This window comes from Roseofilum sp. SBFL (genome assembly GCF_017746885.1).
GTDB lineage: Bacteria > Cyanobacteriota > Cyanobacteriia > Cyanobacteriales > Desertifilaceae > Roseofilum.
Map to the genome: position 1 here is coordinate 43,801 of NZ_JAGHZH010000108.1, position 20,728 is coordinate 64,528.

Here is a 20,728-nt window from a genome sequence, read left to right on the forward strand (position 1 = left end):
TGCTAGAAAGATGAACCGATTGAAGCTAGGGATGCGTAAATTGTCCAGTTTCTGGAGTCTAGATGGCGTGGTAAAATCGCTCTTATTGCAGGCTCTGTTTTGGTTACCTGTGGTTACCCTTTCCCTGAAATGGTGGGGGTTTAAGTCTACTCAAGCTCGTTTATCCCAATTCTTCCCATTAACAGAGAATGTGGAAATTGAGGATAATCTAGTCTATCGCGTGCGACAAGTGAATCAGGCTATACGATTAGCCGCTAAGTATTACCAACCTTGGGCAAAATGCTTACAACAGTCCCTCGTCCTCTGGAGTTTATTACGTCACCAGGGAATTGAGAGCCAATTACGCATTGGAGTACAGCAGCAACAGGGAGAATTCGCCGCCCATGCTTGGGTGGAATGGCAAGGTTGGGCAATCAATGATACTCAAGATGTGCGCGATCGCTATGGAGTCATAGTTCTTCCCTAGGGTAGACCTGGAGATCTGGCTTTGGCAAGTTATGCCATGTCTCTTGGAATTTACCACTATTGATCGCCACTATTGATCATGGGAAAACAAAGGATAACTATGAAGAAATTGATTATTATTTGAGTTTTGTCGATTGCATCAGGTATATTTAAGTTGGTGCTATGGGGAATCCACGGGTTTAAGCGATCTCACTTAAACTGGTGAAGCAGTCGTAAGACTGGTATAAGAGGAGAGTATAAATATGAACTCAAGAGAAAGAGGGGCTGAAGTTCAAGCCACTTCACCCAGACCTTCTATTGACTTGGTGACTTTAGTGGAGCTACTGACGCGAGTAATTTCACCCAGCAATGATCGAGAAAACCCATCAAGTGACCATTTCAATGATAGAGCTGCATTAATTTTTGATGCCCAAAACCAGCGCCTGAGACTCTGCACTTCAGCGATTCTTCTTAGGTTGTTTAATCATCCTCAATTCAAAAAATCTTTTAATCCGCAACATGGTGGAGGATTTATCAAAGATTTAACCGATGTACGGTATGGAACTCGTGCTTATCTTGGGGGACATTTAACTGAAGGGAATAATTCTAGGTTACGTGATGTTTTGGTCAAACTTATAGAGGAGATCGATCGCTCGATTGATGCAGCTTTACCCGAAGATAGAAATTTATCTTCACTGCTTCTGGATCAACCAGAGGAAAAACTGAGAACACTATCCAAGAATATTGGCACTTCTTTCAAAAATGATCGACCTCACACAGCAACTCTGATTCCGTTAGGGTTTGAATCGATAGAAGATCGACCTAACTCGGTTCCCCATGCTAGGGTGATTTCTGCTATTGAACGAGTGCAGACAGGAGCGTGCTGGGAACGAATGCTGCAAGCGGTTGGTGAGTATTTAGAACAACAGGATACGGATGAAGACGATATTAATGTAGCATTGCAGAGTTTACAGGCCGAAAAGCAGGGAGAGAATAGTCAAGTCCAGGGATTTTTAGATTTTTTGGAAGATAAGGCATTAGCACGAGTGCGTCTGAAGATTACGTTCAGGATTATGGAGGCGATCGCATCCACGATCAGTAACTCTACTAATTCTAACAAGAGAAATTTGAGCGAATATATACATCGAGTTTTAGAGCTGTTTGAATCAGCTCAAAACAGAGGGTATAGTGTCGATTTAACTGTCCATTTTGGCAGTGATGCAGAATTCAACTTAGAAGAAGAACTCAGGAAGGCGATTTTTTACTCCTGTTTACCCGTTTGGCCAGAAGCGAAGGCTCAAATTTTTGAACAAAAAGTGGACAAGAATATAGTGCGGGAGGTCAGCTATCGGTTTCGAGTTAATGGACAAAATCCTGACGCGGGTAAATCGGCTTTTGCTGCTCGTTTGGATAAAATCAAAGATGCTTTGTTGAATGAGGATAAGAACTCACCTACTCCAGCTCATATTATTCGCTTTCGTTTAGCTGAACTGATCTTTCTAGCTGTAGTGCTTCCTGGAGAGAATAAGACCTCAGTCAATGAATCCATGGCTCAAATTCTCAATAAGTTGAAATCTCAAGGTAAAGAGTTTATTCAAGAACTTTTAAAAAAATTATTGAGTCAGGATAAGTCCATAAGTGAACTTGCTGAAATTCTCATTGGGATTTTACGTCAAAAACGCTCTCAGATTATTCATCAAGTTAAACGGAATTTAGATCAACAATTTATTTGTGTTAAGCAAGATATTATTAATTGGGATCGCTTAGAGGTCGCCGAATCTGGAGCTGCTAATCTCTTCGCTAACGAGAAAGACTGGTTTAAGCAGATAGAAATTTGCGATCGCCCAGAAACGCCCAATCTCCTATTTTCGGTAAAAGTAAATACTCAATTATCCGAGTATAATTTAGTCGCTCAAGGGGAGTCAAATTCAATCCAAGCCCAACGATTATTCACACCCAAAATCCTGCAAGTGCGCTGGGTTCCTTATGATGGTAAGAAAGAAAATGGAAACTGGGTTTACAGGCAGTCTGATTCGACTAGGAATGCTCAAGAGTTATCTATGCCTGCTTTGATACAAGTGGAATATGATATCAAATACCTAACTCGAACTCCTAAGAAACAAACCCAACAAGATCAATCCCAACAACCTCTTGAAAAGAGTAAACAGTATCATGCAGGGGCGATCGCTGGATTTTCTGTTCTGATTTACACTTATTTATGGCGCATTATTCGGAGAATTAAGGAAATAGATCCATCAGAATTTACAGTCTTAATGTTACGACTGCAAGAGTCTGGAAGACAGAGAAATGATGAAAATAAACGCTCTCAAAATGGAGAATACTATGTTTATGGAGCTGCTCAAGCGATTGAATCGGCTTTAGCAGAAGATATTCCAATTCGGATGCAGGGCATGGTACTCAAAAATGCGAATCAGGATCAAAAGAATTCTAAAAAAATGGGATCGTTTCAGGCATTGATTAGTGCGTTTCCGGTGGCGATTTCTACCCCTACAGTAGATAATGTTCCCAACATTGGTTTAATTTCCTATGCTACTCGCCCCTGTGATGACGTGGGAAATTTTGACAAAAGTGAGCTATTACTCAGTCAAAGCTATTATGCCACAAAAATCAATCAACCGTTTGAAGGTTATAAGTTGCAGCACGCTAGAATGAAGTCAGATATTATCGATCTGAACTCTGGAGGAGTATCTTACACTCAGCGACTGGTTCAAGAAGAGATTAATAACCTCAAGGATAAAGGATGTAAACATATTATTTTGTTATCCCATGCCTATCGAGGTCGACGGATTAATCGAGCGGCTGATTATAATCTTTCATTAAATCCTGTAAGATTTCTGGAGTCTCTGTTTGAGTCCTTTCCCAATCTGACGATTTACCCAATGGTGCGAGATATTTTCCCTGCAACTCGATTACATAAGAGAGAGCCAAATGAAGCTGCCTTTGAAATTTTACGAGCGGGACATCATGGAACTTTTTCTAGACTGGGTGAGGAAGTTCGCGGGCGGGAAATTATTCCTGTTTATACTTTTGCGACACTCTATGCGATTCAACCGGAAAAGCGTCCGCAATCAGGGTTTTGTGTCTATTTTCTAGTGTCTGACCAACGAGTAAGTAATATTGACTGGACAGAACGCGCTCGTCAACATTTGATTAATCCGGAAGGGCGATCGCCGATTCATCCTGGTTTAATGAGTATGCTGCGAGGATTGCACTTTATAGAAGCAGAACGAGGAGTACAAAAGGGGCAATTAATGCCTGTGTTAGATCCCTTTAGTTGGATCTCGCCGACGACAACAGAAACCGCAGGAGAGGTGGAAATTTTACATAGCCGTCGCAAGGGAAAGGTTTTTCTGAGTTATCGGGCTTTACTGAGTCGAGTTTCTAGTGTTTTGCATAGTCCGCATTTTGCATAGGAGGACATAAATGGCAGTTTCTTTTTTAGAACAAGCTTCTTTATGGGGTCAAGGTTTTGAAATTGCGGTTAAACGGGGCGTATTACTTTACCTGATTGAGCAAAAGCTACTCGATCGAGAACATCAAAGTTTGACTCCTTGGAAAACAATCAGAGTGGGTCAAGTTAGTCAGCAATTAGAAAAAAAATTGTCTCTGACTGACCCAGAAGCGAAAGAATGGGTGGGTACGATGATGCGACATTTGTGGCTGTTGGGATATGGTTTGGGCTGGACGGCGATGCGAGAGTGTCTGAAATATTCTTCGGTCGATCGCCCTAAACTAGATGCGATTTGGTGTCCTCTGGTGCTTCCTGGACAACCCTCACTACCTGATGAAGAAAGAACAGAGACTGCTCAGACTTTTCAAAAGGCTTTTGGGTTACCCGGGCAACCAGATTTAGCTTTAGTGAATAAGGGACAGCCTGCTAGGGCTGATTTTTTCTTATGGTTATCTAGGGAGAAGACGGAAATACCAAGAAGATGGAAAAGTGAGCAACCGAGTCAAAAAGAGGAAGCTGAAAAACAGAAGGTTGGAAATACGATCGTTTGTTTGGAATTCTCGTATAATACCCCAGGAAAATTAGCGGATTTTAGGCAAGAACCAGCTCATTTAGACGAGATTAGTCGGTATGCTCGCTTGATGGAGTCTCGTGGTGTGTTTTCCAGGGTACGAGCAGAGGTAGAGGGAGAGGGATTGTCATTTTCTCCTAGGTTGGCGAATCATTTATTCGCGTTTAGTAGTCAGGATAAGCCGTTGTATAAACTCTGTCAGGCTTCATCTTATATCGATCGCCTAATTCGTTTACTCTACACTCACAAGCGGTTGGATGGAGGCTCTTGTTTGGGACGGGCGATCGCCATTACGCCGAATGGATTTGAAAGTTTGGCAGCTCTTTTTAGGGCAGATACACAGAATGGAGCGATCGATCCTAGGGTAACTCTGATGAAATCCCTAGGGGAGGCTTATCGAAACCAGCCCACTCAACCGAATGAAAAACTTGATACCGAAATTCAGTTGGTGTTCAATAAATTACTCAAGTCTTTGCCAAAGGAATTCAAGGATCAAGTGAAAGCCTTGAAAAATCAGCCAGAGGTGGGAGAGGATATCAGTTTCACCTTTCAGGAACAGGTGGAGAGATTTTATCATCCGATGCAACCTCTTTCACGGGAAGAGGCGATCGCTGCTATTGAAGAAACCCCAGCGCTCTGTTCTTGTTTAGGGGAGAATCCAAAAGCCCAATTTAGTCAAATTCTTGATCGATATAGCTCATCAAGTCCACAGGTTCCCTTACGTCACGTCCATGCTGCGGCAGTTGTTGCGGGTCTCAAATGTGCCCAAAGAGGTCGGATTAATGCGATCGCCTTAGAAGGCAATCCTGGAATTGGTAAAACCACGGCCGTCATTGATTTTCTCAACCAACAATCTGAAGGATTTCTCTTTTTATATATTAGTCCGCGAGTCGTTATTAATCGGGAGGTCACAACTAAACTGGCGAAAAAAGAAGGTAAACTCACCGGAATTGCTACCTTGACTACCAATTCTCATTTGATTTCTTTAGCTCCCAAATGGTATGCCAATAAAGTCCAACCTGAAGAAGGTAAAAAACAAGCTATTGATAGTGCCGTAGTTATTGATGGTCTAGAACACTTCAACCAACCCCAGTGCAATATCCTCTTTATTAACCCCGAACAAGAACACGAAATTGATAGTAATTTCGTGCATTCTAAATACTATAAAGCCAGTCTTTCCGAACGGGAAGATCAAAACAAACTGCGCTCCCGTCCTGGTGTGTTGAAAACTTTAGCTCAGTCAGCACGAAAGCTGCAAGAAGTCAATCCTAAATTTAATCGTTTCGTCCTCACTGCTGCCACTCAAGGTTATCGAAAACAGAATAGCAAAACCACAGTCCATGCTCTGAGTAACTTATTTGCTAAAAAAGCCGATACCAAGCCGGGACAAAACGAACGTCTGAAATTTTCTCAACAGATTCCAACTATCGTCGTTATGGTTGATGAGTTAGCGGGAGATGGTGCAGGAGCGCCTTTTGTTCGCGAGTTAGGACAATGGTTAGAACAGCAATTTATCCGTCCTTTTGAGGGGAAGCAATCCCCTTTTAAAGTTATTTTGATTGTTGCTGATGCTTCCCTCTCTAATGAAGTTGTTCTCAATCGCTTTCTCAATCCAGATATAGATAAGCGCAATACATCCTTATCAAAACTGTATGCTCCGGATAAGGTTTTAATCAGCGAAAGTCACAATGAATCTGCATTTCGAGTCACCGCTACCCAGACTAAAATCGGATTAAAGACATATCCGATGCTGCATGTGATGACCAATAGTTATCCAGCCACTGAGCTGAAGATAGACTATCGGATTCATCTTTCTAAGGTTATTCTCCAAACAAAACCGGATGGGAATAAGCAAACTATCAGACAAGCCATTCGAGAGCAACATAAGGAACATTTTTTAAACCAGGTAACCGATGAAATCAATCGAGCTTTGAAAGCACAAGCACAGCAAATCATTTTCTTTGCTCAAGATAAAGTGTTTCTCCGTAAATTAGAGGAGCAGCTAACAGTTGGTGAATCTGCACTCCTTCAAGAGAAAGAAGTTGCCGTCTTAGATCAAAGTGTGCCACCTGATCGGCGTTTAAAGTTAATCCAAGAAGAAAATCGCGATCGCATTCGCATCTTTTTGATGACTTCTTCTGGAGCGCGAGGGGTCTCTTTTCCAAGAACCGATTGGATTATTGCTGCAATTCCCCGCTTTAATATTGAGGCCAGTTTAATGGAGATTGCCCAACTGATTTATCGGGGTCGTGGAATGTACACCGATCCAGAGACTCAAGAGCAAGTTTCAGGAGATAATACTGCACGACAATTGGTGATGCTTATTAATGACTATATCGTCATTGATGAAGAGGTTGACTCCAAGAGAGTCTGGTTACGTCAAACCAGTGATTTATTAACATTATTAATGATGCTCCGTTCAACACTTCACACTCGCATTAAAGGAGATGCAGGGCTGAGGAAACAGAGAATTGCATTTGTACCTGTTGGAGCAATCGGGGATGAAGAATTGCTGAGTTTAATGGCTGAAGAACTGTGGAATTTTGTTGATGAAGCTCCTGTATTCATTTATGATTCTCGTGTCAAAAATATTCAAGGTAAAGGCGTGGCAAAAAAAGCTCTGGAGATAACGAATAAAATATTTTCTGATTTCAAGTTAAAAGGATTTTCAAAAGGCCTTGAAAAAACATCCTATACTCACTATCAGAACCTTGACAATTTTATCAAAGTTATTTCTGCTCCAGAGAATCAATTATTACTGAATTTCAACCATGACAAATGGATAATTTCAGAAAACTTGACTGCAATTGGCCCATTCTGGATAGAAGAGTGGAGAGATCGCCAAGCTATGGAACGGTTTAATTTTCAGATTTGGAATCCTGAGTTAGAAGAACAGAGACAACAGTTGTTAAAACGATTGAAATACCTCTTCGATTATCGAAATAAAATTCCTCCCAAGCTCAAACATCCCGCTAAAGAATTGTATCAGTTTTTAAGTCGGGAAACAGCAGATTGTGAATATTCAGTTTTTCAAGATTTGAAAACACAAAGTTTTAGAATTGGGTTGCCTCTAGACTATCCTCATTTTTGGCATGAACACTTAGAAGAAGACTATAGAAAACAGGAGCTACAAGATCCAGAAAGTTGGAGGAAAGCCTTGGGTCGATCCTTAACTCCTCAAGGCTTGGTAATACCGGTTATCGCTAAGTATCAAGAGTTTCCTTGGGTTGCCGTAGCAGGAGAGAAAGTTTTTGAGCCTTTAGAAATGGTGTTTAGCGATCGCTATTTCATGGCATCGAGTGAGTTAAATCTTCTGAACATTTTGTTACTCGAAGATGACTTAAACCCCGAATACGGCAACACTCAGGAACATTGACCCTTGAGATTACCCTCGATAGCGGACGGGAATGTTCGTCTCTTGCTCGATTTCGTTCGCAAACGCTTGCAAGACTTCCGGCTCCACACATTTGAACCGTTTCACCTCATAAGACCTCTCATCATAATGATTCCCACGGCCATCTAATTGCCGTTTGACGGGTTTTGGACGAGACGGAGTATTGAGTTGAATTTCTACTGGGGATAAGGCTTTCATCATCTCGATATACTGATGGCGAGTTTCTGCATCCCAAGGAGTCAAAATCATGGTTTGTACACCAATTTCTCCGGCATAGTGTTGGCGAAAGTCGAGCATTCCTTGCCACATTTGCTCTAAATTCAAGCTGTCTACGGGACGATTGACGCGGTTGAGGGGTTTAGCAGTAACAGCATCTAGTTTAAGGGAAAGGCGATCGCAATATCGTAAATCTGCTTGTACCTGGCGATCGTCCAACAGCGTACCATTAGTTAACACCAGCGTCGGTCTTTGGGTCATTTCCTGAATCCCTTGCAAAATTTCCCCTAAATTTAACGCTAATGTCGGTTCACCACTGCCACTGAGCGTCACAACATCCACATCCCAAGGTGCAAACCCCTGTAAATCCCCCAAAATCATTTCTGTAGGCACATAAATATCTCGCTTTTGCGTCACCACCTCAATCTCTCCCAACTGACAATAGACGCAATTAAATGAACAAACCGAAGTTTGACCAATCGGGTCTATGCCTAGCGATCGCCCATAACGCCAAGAAACCACCGGTCCATACACACTCTTAAATTCCGTCGTTGTCATTACCATTTCCTTGATCTCCATCTGTTCTCAACAAACATGCTTCCCCCTCTATTGTGACGGAAACCTGAAAAAAGCCCAGTGGAGGATGAAAACTTCCTCGCTCCTTCCCGCTCCCTGAGCGGAGTCGAAGGGAGAAGGGAGCATCCCTATCCCCCCATCATCGCTCCACCGCAGGAGGAGTAAACCGAATCTCAATCCGTCTGCGACTGGGATTATCCCCACCATTCGTCGGCGAAAAATTGCCCGAAACTCCATATAATTGAGCCGCAGAATACGCCTTAAACTGTAACCCCATCGACTGCAAACGGGGATTACTTTCCAACACCTTCACCACCGCAAGCGCACGCATCAACCCTAAATCAGCATTCGATCCCGGATTCAACCGAGAAACCGACGCACTTCCTTCCACCACATCCTCTAAAACTCGGTCTAAATTACTCGCACTGCCACTATTTTCTTGACCATCCGTATGACCAATCACCTCCACCACATAGCCCTGATAATTTTGGGCAAAACTTTCAATTTGTGTCACCAAATCCTCTAAAATGTACTGTTGGAAATCTGGTGCAAGTTCTGCACTACCCGACGGAAAACTTCTCGATTGCGACTCTCGTAAAACAATCACCGGAGGCGATTTTAACCGTTCAATTTCCCCTTGCAATTTCTGCACCACATTTTCCCGTCGTTGCAATTGATCTTGCAGGTTCGCAACTTGACCTTCTAACCCTTGTACCGCACTGGTTCGGCTATCTAACTCTAATTGCAAATTGGCTAATTGGGACTCTAATTCTTGGGAACGGGTAACATTGGCATCAGAAACTGACTTCAGAAAGAAGGATTTAATTAACGCCAAGAGCAAAAATAACGTTAAAATCATAAACGCATTGGACATTAAATCTGTAAACGCTGTCCAAATTTTCAGATCTTCTTGATTGGTTAGAGAACGAGATTTACGACGACTCATGCTAGTAATGGGTAATGGGTAATTTTAATTCGATTTACTTTCTAAAGCGCGGCGCAGTCTCAGCAGCTCGGTCTGCGTTTCTTTCATTTGTTGAATATTATCTTGAATTTGTGCTGAAGTCGTCACCTGAGTGCCAAAACTTTCCAATCCTTGTTGAATAACGCGAGTCACTTGATTTAAAGCGATGACCACTTGTTTAAGTTCCGCTTGCAACTCATCTAAATCTTCCGCTTTCGCAATTGTGCGTCGTTGCAGTTGATCCACTGCTTTTACCGCCATTTCAAATCCCTGAGTTCCGGTTTGCAATCGAGCCATCATATTCTGAATAGATTGCTGACTCTGTTGTTGGCTTTCCAGTACTTTTAGGGACGTAGAATAGCTTTGGCTCATTTGATCGCCAAATTTTGCTAATCGTTTGCTATAACTTTGTAATTCTAAAGCAGCAATTTCAATGGTTTGTACAGAAGTCGTTAAACTGTTAATGGATTGATCAAAACTGTGCTGAAGCGCTCCTAACGTGTTCGTAGCTGCGGTGAGACTTTGAGGAAACGGACTGTTTTCTAATCGTTGAGCGACGATTAAGAAGCGATCGGCCGATTGCTTAAATTCTTCGGTACTTTGACTAATGGTTAACGTGGATTCCGTTAAGCGACTATAAACTTTTTCTGCCAGTTCTGTGGCACGATGATTTTCAATCGCTAACTCTTCCATTTTTTCTTTGAGGGCTAATTCTACAGAAGCACTCACCATTTGACCAAATCGGTTGAGAAATCCTTCAAAAGAGTGATTCATTCCTTGAATAATGCGGTCAAATCGGGTATTATTTTCTAAGGTTTGCAGATAAACATTATCGAGATAGTCTTCAAGGGAATCAACAAATTTGGTTTTGGCGATCGCGGTATTAAACAGTCCATTGACGACGGTTAAGACGGCGCTAAACAAAATGGAGACTAGGCTAGTAAAAAAGGCAATTCCCATGCCTTGTAAGGGTTGTTGCAGAGCTTCCAGTAAGCTGTTAATATCAATGGCTGTGGTATTACTGATGGTTTCACTTAAAGCGGTCAGATTTAAGGTAATACCAATAAATGTTCCTAGTAACCCAACAGATAATAACAAGTTGGGTAAAATTCGCCCTAAATATTCAATTTGATCGCAGGATAAAAACAGAACTTGCTCTTGACTATAGACTTGGTCAATCAGCGCTCCAGTGTTGACTTGTTCTAACCGAGTAATCGATTCTGCATACCGTTGTTCTACATATTCAATAATTTCCGGTTTACGGTTGAGAGGTTGCCAGTGAATCAGTCGCCGAACTTTTTGGGAAAGAACGGTAAGATGGAGATGGAGTGCCATCCTTAAGAGAATTGCACCCAGAGAAGGAAGGATCACTAAGGCAATGGTAAAGACGATCAGGTACGGAGGAATCACAGACATAGTAATCAATAATTCAAAAATATAGTTGTTTCAAATGGCAATCAAACCATGTATTATGATTTTATTGCTCTCCAATCTCTTGCTTCAGAAAAACGACTCAAATATTTGATATTTTTAGTGGCAATTACCATATAATGCCTAGGATATTCTTCTTTTAATATTTTGTAGTGAGCGGCAATAATTCGATCGATATCTAGGGCTTCACGAGGCGCTGTCGGCCCTCTTTGAGACTGAGCCTCTGACCCAATTTTTACTGCTCTGTATAACACATCTAAAGCATACCTAAGATAGAACTATTTATAAAAACTATCATCTAATTTCCATTATTCTCAGAAAATAGCTTTTGTCCAACAGGACGATGATTATTGATGGTTTAATAAACAAATCGCCAAAATTCTAAATCTTTCTCAGTTGTTTCCTTGCGACGATTCCAAGCTATCATAGTTTTGAGGATCTCCATCGCTTTTTGATTTTTGATTATTTTCTCTTCTCGATTCCATTCAGAACCTGAGCTTACATTGCTGATGTGCTGTTCTTCTTTTGCTATTGAATTTAGATTCTCCATTGTACCTCTTTCAGTTGACTGAACAGGCGATGCTTACAGTATATAAAAGTATTCTCAGGATTAGTGAGTTTAATCCTGAGATCCTCAAAAAAAACGACGACAACGGGTTTAATCGGGTTCCGATCGCCCCTAACAATGCTTATCGAGTTGTTGACGTAAATAAGGCGTATTGCTTAACAGATCGCTTTGTTCCAGGGTTTGTTGTTCTTTGGCGGACATCCACTTGAGTTGCACTTCTTGTTGTTCGGCTTCTCGATCGCCTAAAATCAGACAGGCGATCGCGCCACTTTTATCGCCACGAGCCATTTGTTTTTTCAACGCTGCGCCACTCAGGTCTAGTTCCACAGAAAATCCAGCTTCGCGCAACCCCTGAGCCAGCTTCAAGGATTGGCGCTGGGCTAATTCTCCCTTGGAAATCAGGTAAAAATCTAGAGTAGAGTCTGGAACCTGAGCCAGTTTTTCCACCAAGATCATTAATCGCTCTAATCCCATCGCCCAACCGACTGCTGGGGTCTCTTTGCCGCCTAATTCTGCGACTAATCCGTCATAGCGTCCGCCCCCACAAACGGTGGCTTGGGCACCTAAATCGTCGGATTGAATCTCAAAGGCGGTATGGGTATAGTAATCAAGTCCTCGGACGAGACGAGGATTAATTTCATAGTCAATGCCCAAATCAGCCAGTAGGGTTTGCACCTGTTCAAAATGGGTGCGGGAAAAGTCCCCTAAATACTCCAATAAACTGGGCGCATTTTGGACAATTTCTTGGGTGCGCTTGTCCTTACTATCTAAAACCCGCAGAGGGTTGCGGGTTAAGCGATCTTGGGAATCGGCATCCAGCTCTTCTTTATAGGGAGTAAGATAGTCAACAAGGGCTTGACGATATTGAACACGGTCTTCCCGGTTGCCGACAGAATTGAGGTCTAATTTCAGGGACTTTAGACCCAAAGATTTAAGGATTTGGGTGGCAAGGGCAATTACCTCAGCATCTGCCCTCGGATCGGCACTGCCAATAGCCTCCAAACCCAATTGATGAAACTGCCTTTGTCGTCCAGCCTGTGGCCGTTCATACCGGAACATGGGCCCGATATACCAAAGACGCTGAAGGCCTTTCGAGCTGAGACTATGCTCAATATAGGATCTCACGACTCCCGCCGTATTTTCGGGTCTCAGGGTAATTGAGCGATCGCCGCGATCCGTAAAGGTATACATCTCCTTTCCCACCACGTCCGTCGCTTCCCCAATTCCCCTGGCAAACAATTCCGTTTGCTCAAAAATGGGCGTGCGAATCTCCTGGTATCTAGCCTGAGCCAGAACTTTCCGGGCGATTGCTTCCACCCACTGCCATCTGGCTACCTCATCCGGCAGAATATCGCGGGTTCCTCGTATACCTTGCAGTTGTGCCATTAGTTTTCGTCAATTGATTTCCAGACACCATAGCGATCGCTATAGTACGCCAAAATTTGATCTATACGGGCCAAATCCTCAGCCCCAATATCTTCCGGGTATTCGAGCCACATACTCCCAACCTGGCTTAAATAATAATTAAACTCCGAGCTAGATTGGGAATACAGCCCCGTATTCACACGATCAATTTGACGTAAATGGGCTGCAATTTCACGGTATACCGCTAGGGGCAACTTAGGCCAACTCAGGATTCTGCGTTTCTGATTTACAGCCGAATCCAGGATAGATGCAGATTGGGATTTCATAGGTAAAGATGACATTTATACGTCTTCGGATTGTGTCGGATCGGCGGGTAAAATGCAACAATTGACCTCATCTATACATACTTTACCCCATTTCATTGCCCATCGAACTAATTCCACCCGATTATCGGTCTTGGTCTTTTTGAGGATATTGCTAATATGATTATCTACCGTGCGCTTACTGATTTCGAGTTTTTCGGCAATATCCTGGTTGGCTAATCCCATTGCCACCAGTTCTACTACCTGAATTTCACGGTCGGAGAGGGATATGGACTTCATTGGTTCGCTAACAGTCATAGTGATTATGGATCTCTACTAAGGGAAAGCATATTGGCTTTAGTATATCTACTTAAACTATAACTTAATTCTATCTTTGCCATTTATTGTGGTCTTGATTGGTGATTAAGCCAAGCCATTTTCGATCGTTTGCCTAGCAACAGAAAAATCTCCATCAGTCCGATCGCTAGAACTAGCTTACGATCCCCGCTAGAGCAAAAATCCTCCTGGTGATAATAACCGGGAATAGTAGTACACTGAGGGTTCTAGGCTTACGGCAAAATTTTCTATGAATACAGCTCAGGTTCTGTGCTTAGGTGAACTTTTATTCGATTGTCTGGCTGACAAAGCTGGACTACCCTACGATCAAGTTAAGTCCTGGACTCCATATCCAGGCGGCGCTCCTGCTAATGTAGCGTGTAGGTTAGTCAAGTTGGGTACGCCATCAGCGTTTATTGGGAGTGTTGGATCGGATGAGGCGGGAGATCGCTTGGTACATTTTCTCCAAGAACAGCAGGTTGATATCCAAGGCGTTCAACGACATGCTAGTGCCCCCACCCGACAGGTTTATGTGATTCATTCCTATAATGGCGATCGCTATTTCGCAGGTTTTGGAGAGACAGATACAACCGCCTTCGCGGATGCCTATCTTGATTCTTCCCTGCTCCCTATAGATTTATTTAGAGATGCTCAATATCTAGTCCTGGGAACCCTAGAGCTGGCTTATCCCCAAACCCAGGAAGCGATCCATAAAGCGTTAGAGATTGCTAATCAATATCACCTGAAACTGGTCGTCGATGTGAATTGGCGACCCGTTTTTTGGCGCGATTCCGAGCAAGCCAAACCCTTAATTTATGATTTATTAGCTCAAGTAGATTTTGTAAAAGTTAGCGATCGAGAAGCCGAGTTTTTATTGGATATGACCGATCCATTGGCTATCCGAGACCGATTTCCTGATTTAGAGGGTGTGGTGGTTACCGGGGGAGAAAAACCGATCCATTATGCGATCGGAGAAGGAGAAGGAAGTGTACCGGCTTTTGCCGTATCGGTAAAGGATACAACAGGAGCAGGAGATGGATTTGTAGCGGGTTTGATTCATCAACTGAATCGATACCAGATTTCCAGCTTGCAAGATCCCCAGAAGGTTAAGGAAATTGTTACCTATGCAGCAGCCGTTGGCGCTCTAACCACTGTTGAACCTGGAGCGATCGCCCCTGAGCCGACGGCTGAACAGGTACAAACCTTTCTCCAAGAACAGGGGATTACCACGGACTATTTATCTTGAGATTCTTCTGTACGAATTCTAATCCCTGACTTGAGATATTCGCTGATCGCCTCTCCCAGTTTTTCTTCTGGGGTTTTCTTCTTCTTCGGTTTTTCAACTAAGGTTTCTTGTGTCCAGAGAAAGACGATAATAGCAAAAAGGGCGATCGGCCAGAACATGGAACTCTCTCCTCTTGAGTAGAAAAAATCCCATCCGAGGAGGATGGGATTTCAGAGCATTAACAAGGGCCTCTATAGGGATCTCAGAAAAAAGACGGTTATTTTATGCAAAATTGGGGAAATTGTTACAAAACTTATAGGAAAGGGCAATACGGAACCTTCCCGTGTCTCCATCTTCCCCTATGCTCTCCACTACGTTGCAATTCAGGCAAGAGGCGGTATTCTGAATGATGAAGAGCAAGATTGGGAGATCTAACAATGAATCGCTTCCTGTGGATGAGTACCATCAGCATTTCTTTACTCTGGACACTCGGCTGTAGTGGGTCCAAGGTATCCCAAGAGGAGGCTGTAATGGAGTCAGAAGTTGCCGTTACTCCTCCTCCTTCTCCCCAAGTTACTCCCAAACAGAAGAGCCAAATCTTAGCCCAAATTCCCCAATTAACCCCTTCAACTTCGGCTGAAGAACGGTTAGCGCAACTCAAAGAAGGGCAGCGAGACCCCTTCAGTCCTTTAGACACCCATCCTATTGTGACTCCGGGCCAGATTAAGGTAACACAAACCCCACCAACTCCAACCCCAGAAGTGACAGTCAAACCCAACCCAGCCCCCTCCCCGGTTCAACCCTTACCCGTTATCCCTTTACCGGCTCCGATCCCAACTCCATCCCCCCAATTGCCGACGGTACAACCCAATCCCAGCGTCCAAGCAATTCCCCAAACGATTGAAGTCGCTCAAGTGCAGCCTATCCCCACTCCGAGTCCTGTAACACCATCGGGAGCAGAAGCCGTAAAAGTAACAGGAGTGGCAGAGCTGCCGGATGGGATGCGGGCAATTCTTAAGGCTCCTGATGAACCAACCTCTCGCTATGTGGTGGCTGGAGAATTCTTATCAAATGGGAGAATACGAGTCAAACGAATTGAAATTGCCTCTAGTGGTAATCCAATTGTAGTCTTAGAAGAAAATGGTAAGGAATTTATCAAAACCGTCAGCGATCGCCCGTAATCACCCAGACTCAAACCCCCTAAATATCTAGAATTACCCATTACTGAGATCAAATCTTTAAAGGTTTGCTACGATTGAATGGAGGTGAAAGGGGTGAAAGGGGTGAAAGGGGTGAAAGGGCCCTGGAGATCCTGTTATGAGCCTCCCTAGGGGCAATTCTCCCCAACCCATACCCATTTTTAATTTTGAATTGATATAAGATGTCGCCAGCTAAAGAAATCTCAATTTCCTTACCAACATCGCTAGTACACTTTATTGAGAGCTACAAAATTGCCAAAGGATGTCAATCCCCTGACCAAGTCATAGAATTAGCGTTAGACTTGTTGCGAAATCAAGAACTAGAATCCGCTTACCGACAAGCATCTAGCGAAGTTGACTCGGCTTGGGATATTACAGTTACCGATGGATTAACCGATGAAACGTGGTGAAATTTACTATGCGAATCTCAGCCCTAAAGTTGGCTCTGAAATAGATAAACGCCGTCCCGTACTCATAGTAAGTAACGATGCAAATAATCGCACTGCTGATACAGTGACCATTCTACCCATCACCTCTAATGTAACTCGTGTTTACCCGTTTGAGGTTTTCATCAATCCAGAAGATAGCAGTTTACCCAAATTTTCCAAAGTGCAAGCACAACAGGTGCGAACCATTTCTAAACAACGGATCGGTGCAAATGCAGTGGGTTCTTTGAGTCAGGAAGTGATGCAACGAGTAGATATGGCTCTCAAACTCCACTTGGAGTTAGATTAAATGCACTCGCGATCCCACAAAAACTGACCCCCTAATGAACCAGAAAAAGCCAAAAACTTTTAATTGCCATGCTCAATACCCATGACACCTACACCTGTCCTCTATGTCGCCATGGAAGGATTTCTGCACTGACGTTGATGGATGCATTTGCCTGTAACTTTTGCCGTCATATCTTTAGTGCAAATCTGCAACAGCAAACTCTTCAGTTGGCAGATGGAGATCGCCCCTTTTCCTGGTACTGGACGGGTAAAAATTGGATTAACGTTGCTATGATGCGATCGGGCGATCAATCCCAAATTCTCTGGCTGTTAAGCCTTCCCCCGATCCTCCTTCCTCCTATTTTAATTGGATTAGGTTCTTATATCTTCCCGCCCGATCCCGAAAGTAGCGGCGCGTGGTTTCCCCTATTTTGGACTGGGCTAACCTTCTTTACCCATTTATTCCTAGTAGTTTGGCTCATGTTTGAATATTATCAATGGCCATTTTTTCAAGCTGTAATCATCCGTTTCCAACAGCGTCTACATACCAGGTAAAGTGGGCAAGATAGAGTTATAACGTTGAATTCTGTTGCTTATTCTCCTGCCCACCTACGATAATTTCCCACCTGAAACACAAAAATTTTTAATTGAAATGTATACTCGTTTTCTCTCTGCTGCTCTTCTGAGTCTTGCCCCTAACCTAGCTTTTAGCCTTCCCAGTCTTGCCAATCCAGTAATTGACCGCATTGCCTCAGAAATTACGGTTCGCATTGAAGGCCCCCAGGGAGGAAGCGGTGTACTTTTCGCTACTGAAAATCAGGTTTATTATGTGGTCACCAATGCCCATGTAGTGGATCAACCGGGAGACTATACCATTATTACTCCCGATGGCGATCGCTATCAGGTGGGGTCGTCCCATCGGTTGCGAATGCCTGGAGAAGATATTGCCGTGCTGGCCTTCTATAGTGAAATGACCTATCGCACCGCAAACATCGGTAACCCGCAAGCAGTAGAAGCAGGAAATCTAGCTTATGTAGCCGGTTGGCCAAGGTCTGGAGGATCGGTTCGTCAACGGATTTTTGTGAATACAGAAGGGGAATTTGTGCAATTGCTGCAAGGGGTGGATCAAACACAATTACCGTTAAATTATACCAATGTGGTGCGGGTGGGCATGAGTGGCGGCCCGGTCTTAAATCAACGAGGTGAAGTAATTGGTATTAATCGGTTGGTTCAATTAGTCGAAGATACGGATCAAGTGGTTGCCACAGGGATTAAACTCGATCGAGTTTTAAGCTGGTGGGAGAGCGCGGAAAAACCGATTCCAACAGCATCTGATTCTAGGGCAGTGCTGAGTGAAATCCCAGCTCCAGCGACTGAAGCCATTGTTGCAGGAGGGTATCAGTTAAGCCAAACGCTACAACGGGAGGGGGGATTTTTAGGTGCAGTGGCGATCGCCTCGTTAGGGGATGCACTACTGGTCAGTGGCCATAGTGATGGGGCGATCGTTCTCTGGAATTTAACCACTGGAGAGCCAATTAACACCTTAACAGGTCATCAAAAAGCCATCAATGCTTTGGCGATCGCCCCTGATGGAAAAACCCTCATCAGTGGCAGTGAAGACCGCACCATTAAGCTCTGGAATCTCGAATCTGGAGAGCTACAAAAAAAACTCACCGGTCATCGAGATGCAGTCTCTGCTTTAGCCATAACGCCCGATGGTCAAACCCTCGTTTCTGGAGGATGGGATCAACAGATTCTCATTTGGAATTTGAACACCTATGAAACCATAGAAACTCTTCCTGGTCATCAAGGATTAATTAGTTCCTTAGCTATTTCGCCCAATGGAAAATGGTTGATTAGTGGCTCCCAAGATACCACCATTCGTGTATGGGAGTTGCCCACATTTAAGTTAGTCAATATTCTTGAAAATCATCGTTTATCGGTTCTCGCTCTAGCCATTAGTGCCAATAGTCAAACCCTCGCTAGTGCAGGGGGAGAAGGAGACATTACCATCTGGAATTTAGCCACAGGGGAATTACAACGAACCCTCAAAGGTCACACCGATGGGGTTTGGTCTTTAGCGCTGAGGGAAGATAACCAAACCCTCATTAGTGGTAGTTGGGATAAGACAATTCGGTTTTGGAATGTACAGACCGGTCAGTTACAATCTACAGTCAAGAAACATTCAGATTATGTCATTTCTCTGGGTTTGAGTGCCAACGATCAAAGACTCATTTCTGGAGGTTTAAATAACGAGATATTGATTTGGCAACGTCAGTCAAACTAATTACCGTTTTGCGCAAGATAATAGGTAATTGCTACAAGTAATGATATCTTATTGGACAGTCAGTGAGTGAGTTGAATCTGATGTTTGATTTTTGGCTAAAAACCAGTGGAACCTGGATGAATGTGGCAACTGTATTAGTGGGAACTGGGTTAGGGTTACTGCTGAAAAATCAACTGCCCCAACGCATTCAATCCACCATTACTCAAGGGATGGGATTGATTACCCTGTATCTGGGGATGAGTATAGCTGGAAGTTTAACTCAAGCGCAAGCGGGACAGGTTGATGGGGTGGTGTTAGCGGTGCTTAGTTTAACTTTGGGTGGCTTATTGGGAGAATGGTGGCAACTGGAAGAGCGACTCAATGCTATTGGTTCTCAACTCAAGATTTGGTTTCGCGGAGGAGGACGGTTTACGGAAGGGTTTGTTACGGCTAGTTTACTCTTTTGTGTCGGCCCTTTAACGTTGATTGGCTCGATCAATAATGGACTCACAGGTGATGATAGTTTACTGACACTGAAAGCAACGATGGATGGGTTAGTCTCCATTGCGCTCACCGGAAGTTATGGGATTGGAGTGGGGTTTTCCATCATTACCATCCTCATCTTTCAAGGGGGCATTTCCTTACTAGCGGGTAGCCTGACTCAAATCTTACCCGATCCAGGCAACGACCCCCGAATTTTCCTAGTGACTGGAGTCGGTGGAATTATCATGTTAGGCTTAGGCTTGAATTTGCTCAATATTGGTAAACTGCGAATTGCATCATTTTTGCCCGCATTAGCGTTAGCACCGTTGATTTATGCGATCGCGCAAGCAATGCAGAGTCTTATCGCGTCTTAGTTTACCCCCTAATCTAGCCAATGCTATCGTTTCAAAGCATTCTATGCAAAGGAGTTATTCATGAAAAGTAGCACAACCAAGGGATTAGTCGGGTTTTTATTAACTCTATCCACGTTAAGCGCTTCACCAGCCAACGCTACCGGTAATTTATCTGAATTCTCTAGCGCTAACGTTGATCTCGAACAGCGATTAAACCGATTAACCGAAACTTTGCAAAATAGAGAACACCAACTGGATTTAGAAAGGAATCCCCTGTCATCTGAGACACAACGGAGCCAAGATCTGGCACAATTTCGTAATGTTTTCCGCAATGGTGGATGGCGCAATGGGGGCAGTTTCCGCAATGGCGGATGGCGCAATGGATGGCGCAATGGGGGCAGTTTCCGCAATGGTGGATGGCGCAATGGGGGTAGTTTCCGCAATGGTGGATGGCGAAATGGATGGCGTGATGGCGGCGGTTTTGTTCATTTCCGTAAGCGGTAATCTGTTCGAGGGGTGCGTTATTCATGCACCCTACAGCTATACGTGATGCAGAAGATAGGGAAGTTTAGAGGGCAGAACGAGCATAATAGGGGAAGCCGGGAATTGTAGATAATCGATCTGATGGGAGAGACAATATGGAGCCTCTTGCTTTAATTATGGCAGCCTTAGTAGCAGGTGCAGCTAAAGCGGCGGGTGATGCTGCACCGGATGCTTATCAAGGGCTAAAGGCATTGATTAAGCGCAAGTTTGCTGGGGAACCGAAGGCCGAAATGGTATTAGAAGAACATGAGAGCGACCCAGAAACTTACAAAGCACCTTTGCAGAAAAAGTTACTCGAAGCGGGAGC

Annotated in this window: 20 protein-coding genes and 1 pseudogene; 12 read left to right on the forward strand and 9 right to left on the reverse strand. The window is 43.7% G+C overall.

Annotated elements, in window-relative coordinates:
• The first annotated feature begins 10 nt into the window (after nucleotides 1–10).
• From J7545_RS12160 to J7545_RS12170, 3 genes are all read left to right on the forward strand, one after another.
• Nucleotides 11–466 carry a lasso peptide biosynthesis B2 protein gene (locus J7545_RS12160; RefSeq protein ID WP_318719604.1) on the forward strand — a complete coding sequence of 152 codons (456 nt, stop codon included), beginning with the start codon at nucleotides 11–13 and terminating at the stop codon, nucleotides 464–466.
• Between the two features lie 241 nt (nucleotides 467–707).
• Entirely contained in the window at nucleotides 708–3,878 is a 3,171-nt protein-coding gene (locus J7545_RS12165; RefSeq protein WP_318698148.1) for a hypothetical protein, read from the forward strand.
• A 10-nt stretch (nucleotides 3,879–3,888) separates the two neighbouring features.
• Nucleotides 3,889–7,863, forward strand: coding sequence for a helicase-related protein (locus J7545_RS12170; RefSeq protein WP_318698147.1), 3,975 nt, complete (start codon nucleotides 3,889–3,891; stop codon nucleotides 7,861–7,863).
• A gap of 9 nt (nucleotides 7,864–7,872) precedes the next feature.
• Here the strand turns inward: J7545_RS12170 and J7545_RS12175 are convergent, their stop codons facing one another.
• The 8 genes from J7545_RS12175 to J7545_RS12210 form a co-directional block, all read right to left on the reverse strand.
• Nucleotides 7,873–8,661 (reverse strand): radical SAM protein, encoded by a 789-nt coding sequence (locus tag J7545_RS12175; RefSeq protein WP_318719606.1) that lies wholly within the window; start codon nucleotides 8,659–8,661, stop codon nucleotides 7,873–7,875.
• A gap of 151 nt (nucleotides 8,662–8,812) precedes the next feature.
• On the reverse strand, nucleotides 8,813–9,619 hold the full coding sequence (locus J7545_RS12180; protein ID WP_318698145.1) for a hypothetical protein: 807 nt from the start codon (nucleotides 9,617–9,619) through the stop codon (nucleotides 8,813–8,815).
• Nucleotides 9,620–9,643: 24 nt separating this feature from the next.
• Nucleotides 9,644–11,053: a hypothetical protein gene (locus tag J7545_RS12185; protein WP_318719607.1), complete on the reverse strand. Its 1,410-nt coding sequence runs from the start codon at nucleotides 11,051–11,053 to the stop codon at nucleotides 9,644–9,646.
• Nucleotides 11,054–11,106: 53 nt separating this feature from the next.
• Nucleotides 11,107–11,322, reverse strand: coding sequence for a hypothetical protein (locus J7545_RS12190; RefSeq protein WP_318719608.1), 216 nt, complete (start codon nucleotides 11,320–11,322; stop codon nucleotides 11,107–11,109).
• Between the two features lie 104 nt (nucleotides 11,323–11,426).
• A complete protein-coding gene (locus tag J7545_RS12195; protein ID WP_318719609.1) occupies nucleotides 11,427–11,618 on the reverse strand; it encodes a hypothetical protein in 192 nt (63 codons plus the stop codon).
• A gap of 129 nt (nucleotides 11,619–11,747) precedes the next feature.
• Nucleotides 11,748–13,022, reverse strand: coding sequence for a histidine--tRNA ligase (hisS, locus tag J7545_RS12200; protein WP_318719610.1), 1,275 nt, complete (start codon nucleotides 13,020–13,022; stop codon nucleotides 11,748–11,750).
• On the reverse strand, nucleotides 13,022–13,342 hold the full coding sequence (locus J7545_RS12205) for a hypothetical protein (protein ID WP_318698141.1): 321 nt from the start codon (nucleotides 13,340–13,342) through the stop codon (nucleotides 13,022–13,024). Before J7545_RS12205 ends, hisS begins: the two co-directional genes overlap by 1 nt.
• Nucleotides 13,343–13,621, reverse strand: coding sequence for a helix-turn-helix domain-containing protein (locus tag J7545_RS12210; protein WP_271940846.1), 279 nt, complete (start codon nucleotides 13,619–13,621; stop codon nucleotides 13,343–13,345).
• Between the two features lie 268 nt (nucleotides 13,622–13,889).
• Here J7545_RS12210 and J7545_RS12215 point away from each other — a divergent pair, with 268 nt between their 5' ends.
• The gene (locus J7545_RS12215) at nucleotides 13,890–14,885 is read left to right on the forward strand and encodes a carbohydrate kinase (protein WP_318698140.1); all 996 of its coding nucleotides are present in this window, start codon (nucleotides 13,890–13,892) and stop codon (nucleotides 14,883–14,885) included.
• On the opposite strand, the gene J7545_RS12220 is transcribed toward J7545_RS12215, so the two are convergent.
• Complete coding sequence (locus J7545_RS12220; protein WP_318698139.1) at nucleotides 14,873–15,043, reverse strand: hypothetical protein; 171 nt, start codon at nucleotides 15,041–15,043, stop codon at nucleotides 14,873–14,875. The genes J7545_RS12215 and J7545_RS12220 overlap by 13 nt on opposite strands.
• A gap of 258 nt (nucleotides 15,044–15,301) precedes the next feature.
• Between J7545_RS12220 and J7545_RS12225 the strand changes: the two genes are divergently transcribed.
• The 8 genes and pseudogenes from J7545_RS12225 to J7545_RS12260 all read left to right on the forward strand — a co-directional run.
• Nucleotides 15,302–16,045 (forward strand): hypothetical protein, encoded by a 744-nt coding sequence (locus J7545_RS12225; protein WP_318698137.1) that lies wholly within the window; start codon nucleotides 15,302–15,304, stop codon nucleotides 16,043–16,045.
• Nucleotides 16,046–16,245: 200 nt separating this feature from the next.
• Nucleotides 16,246–16,473: a CopG family transcriptional regulator gene (locus J7545_RS12230; RefSeq protein WP_318698136.1), complete on the forward strand. Its 228-nt coding sequence runs from the start codon at nucleotides 16,246–16,248 to the stop codon at nucleotides 16,471–16,473.
• Nucleotides 16,460–16,798 carry a type II toxin-antitoxin system PemK/MazF family toxin gene (locus tag J7545_RS12235; protein ID WP_318698135.1) on the forward strand — a complete coding sequence of 113 codons (339 nt, stop codon included), beginning with the start codon at nucleotides 16,460–16,462 and terminating at the stop codon, nucleotides 16,796–16,798. The genes J7545_RS12230 and J7545_RS12235 overlap by 14 nt, the downstream gene beginning before the upstream one ends.
• Nucleotides 16,799–16,866: 68 nt before the next feature.
• Nucleotides 16,867–17,331, forward strand: coding sequence for a hypothetical protein (locus J7545_RS12240; RefSeq protein WP_318698134.1), 465 nt, complete (start codon nucleotides 16,867–16,869; stop codon nucleotides 17,329–17,331).
• A gap of 97 nt (nucleotides 17,332–17,428) precedes the next feature.
• Nucleotides 17,429–19,063 (forward strand): trypsin-like peptidase domain-containing protein, encoded by a 1,635-nt coding sequence (locus tag J7545_RS12245; protein ID WP_318698133.1) that lies wholly within the window; start codon nucleotides 17,429–17,431, stop codon nucleotides 19,061–19,063.
• 80 nt (nucleotides 19,064–19,143) lie between these two features.
• Entirely contained in the window at nucleotides 19,144–19,899 is a 756-nt protein-coding gene (locus J7545_RS12250) for a DUF554 domain-containing protein (RefSeq protein WP_318698132.1), read from the forward strand.
• A gap of 60 nt (nucleotides 19,900–19,959) precedes the next feature.
• Nucleotides 19,960–20,382 (forward strand): GrrA/OscA1 family cyclophane-containing rSAM-modified RiPP, encoded by a 423-nt coding sequence (gene grrA / locus J7545_RS12255; RefSeq protein WP_318698131.1) that lies wholly within the window; start codon nucleotides 19,960–19,962, stop codon nucleotides 20,380–20,382.
• A 155-nt stretch (nucleotides 20,383–20,537) separates the two neighbouring features.
• Nucleotides 20,538–20,728: pseudogene (locus J7545_RS12260) on the forward strand (hypothetical protein); the annotation flags it as partial.

Coding starts and splice junctions, on each gene's coding strand:
- J7545_RS12160 (WP_318719604.1), top strand. CDS start 11: ATGAACCGATTGAAGCTAGGGATGCGTAAATTGTCCAGTTTCTGGAGT.
- J7545_RS12165 (WP_318698148.1), top strand. CDS start 708: ATGAACTCAAGAGAAAGAGGGGCTGAAGTTCAAGCCACTTCACCCAGA.
- J7545_RS12170 (WP_318698147.1), top strand. CDS start 3,889: ATGGCAGTTTCTTTTTTAGAACAAGCTTCTTTATGGGGTCAAGGTTTT.
- J7545_RS12175 (WP_318719606.1), bottom strand. CDS start 8,661: ATGGTAATGACAACGACGGAATTTAAGAGTGTGTATGGACCGGTGGTT.
- J7545_RS12180 (WP_318698145.1), bottom strand. CDS start 9,619: ATGAGTCGTCGTAAATCTCGTTCTCTAACCAATCAAGAAGATCTGAAA.
- J7545_RS12185 (WP_318719607.1), bottom strand. CDS start 11,053: ATGTCTGTGATTCCTCCGTACCTGATCGTCTTTACCATTGCCTTAGTG.
- J7545_RS12195 (WP_318719609.1), bottom strand. CDS start 11,618: ATGGAGAATCTAAATTCAATAGCAAAAGAAGAACAGCACATCAGCAAT.
- hisS (WP_318719610.1), bottom strand. CDS start 13,022: ATGGCACAACTGCAAGGTATACGAGGAACCCGCGATATTCTGCCGGAT.
- J7545_RS12205 (WP_318698141.1), bottom strand. CDS start 13,342: ATGTCATCTTTACCTATGAAATCCCAATCTGCATCTATCCTGGATTCG.
- J7545_RS12210 (WP_271940846.1), bottom strand. CDS start 13,621: ATGACTGTTAGCGAACCAATGAAGTCCATATCCCTCTCCGACCGTGAA.
- J7545_RS12215 (WP_318698140.1), top strand. CDS start 13,890: ATGAATACAGCTCAGGTTCTGTGCTTAGGTGAACTTTTATTCGATTGT.
- J7545_RS12220 (WP_318698139.1), bottom strand. CDS start 15,043: ATGTTCTGGCCGATCGCCCTTTTTGCTATTATCGTCTTTCTCTGGACA.
- J7545_RS12225 (WP_318698137.1), top strand. CDS start 15,302: ATGAATCGCTTCCTGTGGATGAGTACCATCAGCATTTCTTTACTCTGG.
- J7545_RS12230 (WP_318698136.1), top strand. CDS start 16,246: ATGTCGCCAGCTAAAGAAATCTCAATTTCCTTACCAACATCGCTAGTA.
- J7545_RS12235 (WP_318698135.1), top strand. CDS start 16,460: ATGAAACGTGGTGAAATTTACTATGCGAATCTCAGCCCTAAAGTTGGC.
- J7545_RS12240 (WP_318698134.1), top strand. CDS start 16,867: ATGCTCAATACCCATGACACCTACACCTGTCCTCTATGTCGCCATGGA.
- J7545_RS12245 (WP_318698133.1), top strand. CDS start 17,429: ATGTATACTCGTTTTCTCTCTGCTGCTCTTCTGAGTCTTGCCCCTAAC.
- J7545_RS12250 (WP_318698132.1), top strand. CDS start 19,144: ATGTTTGATTTTTGGCTAAAAACCAGTGGAACCTGGATGAATGTGGCA.
- grrA (WP_318698131.1), top strand. CDS start 19,960: ATGAAAAGTAGCACAACCAAGGGATTAGTCGGGTTTTTATTAACTCTA.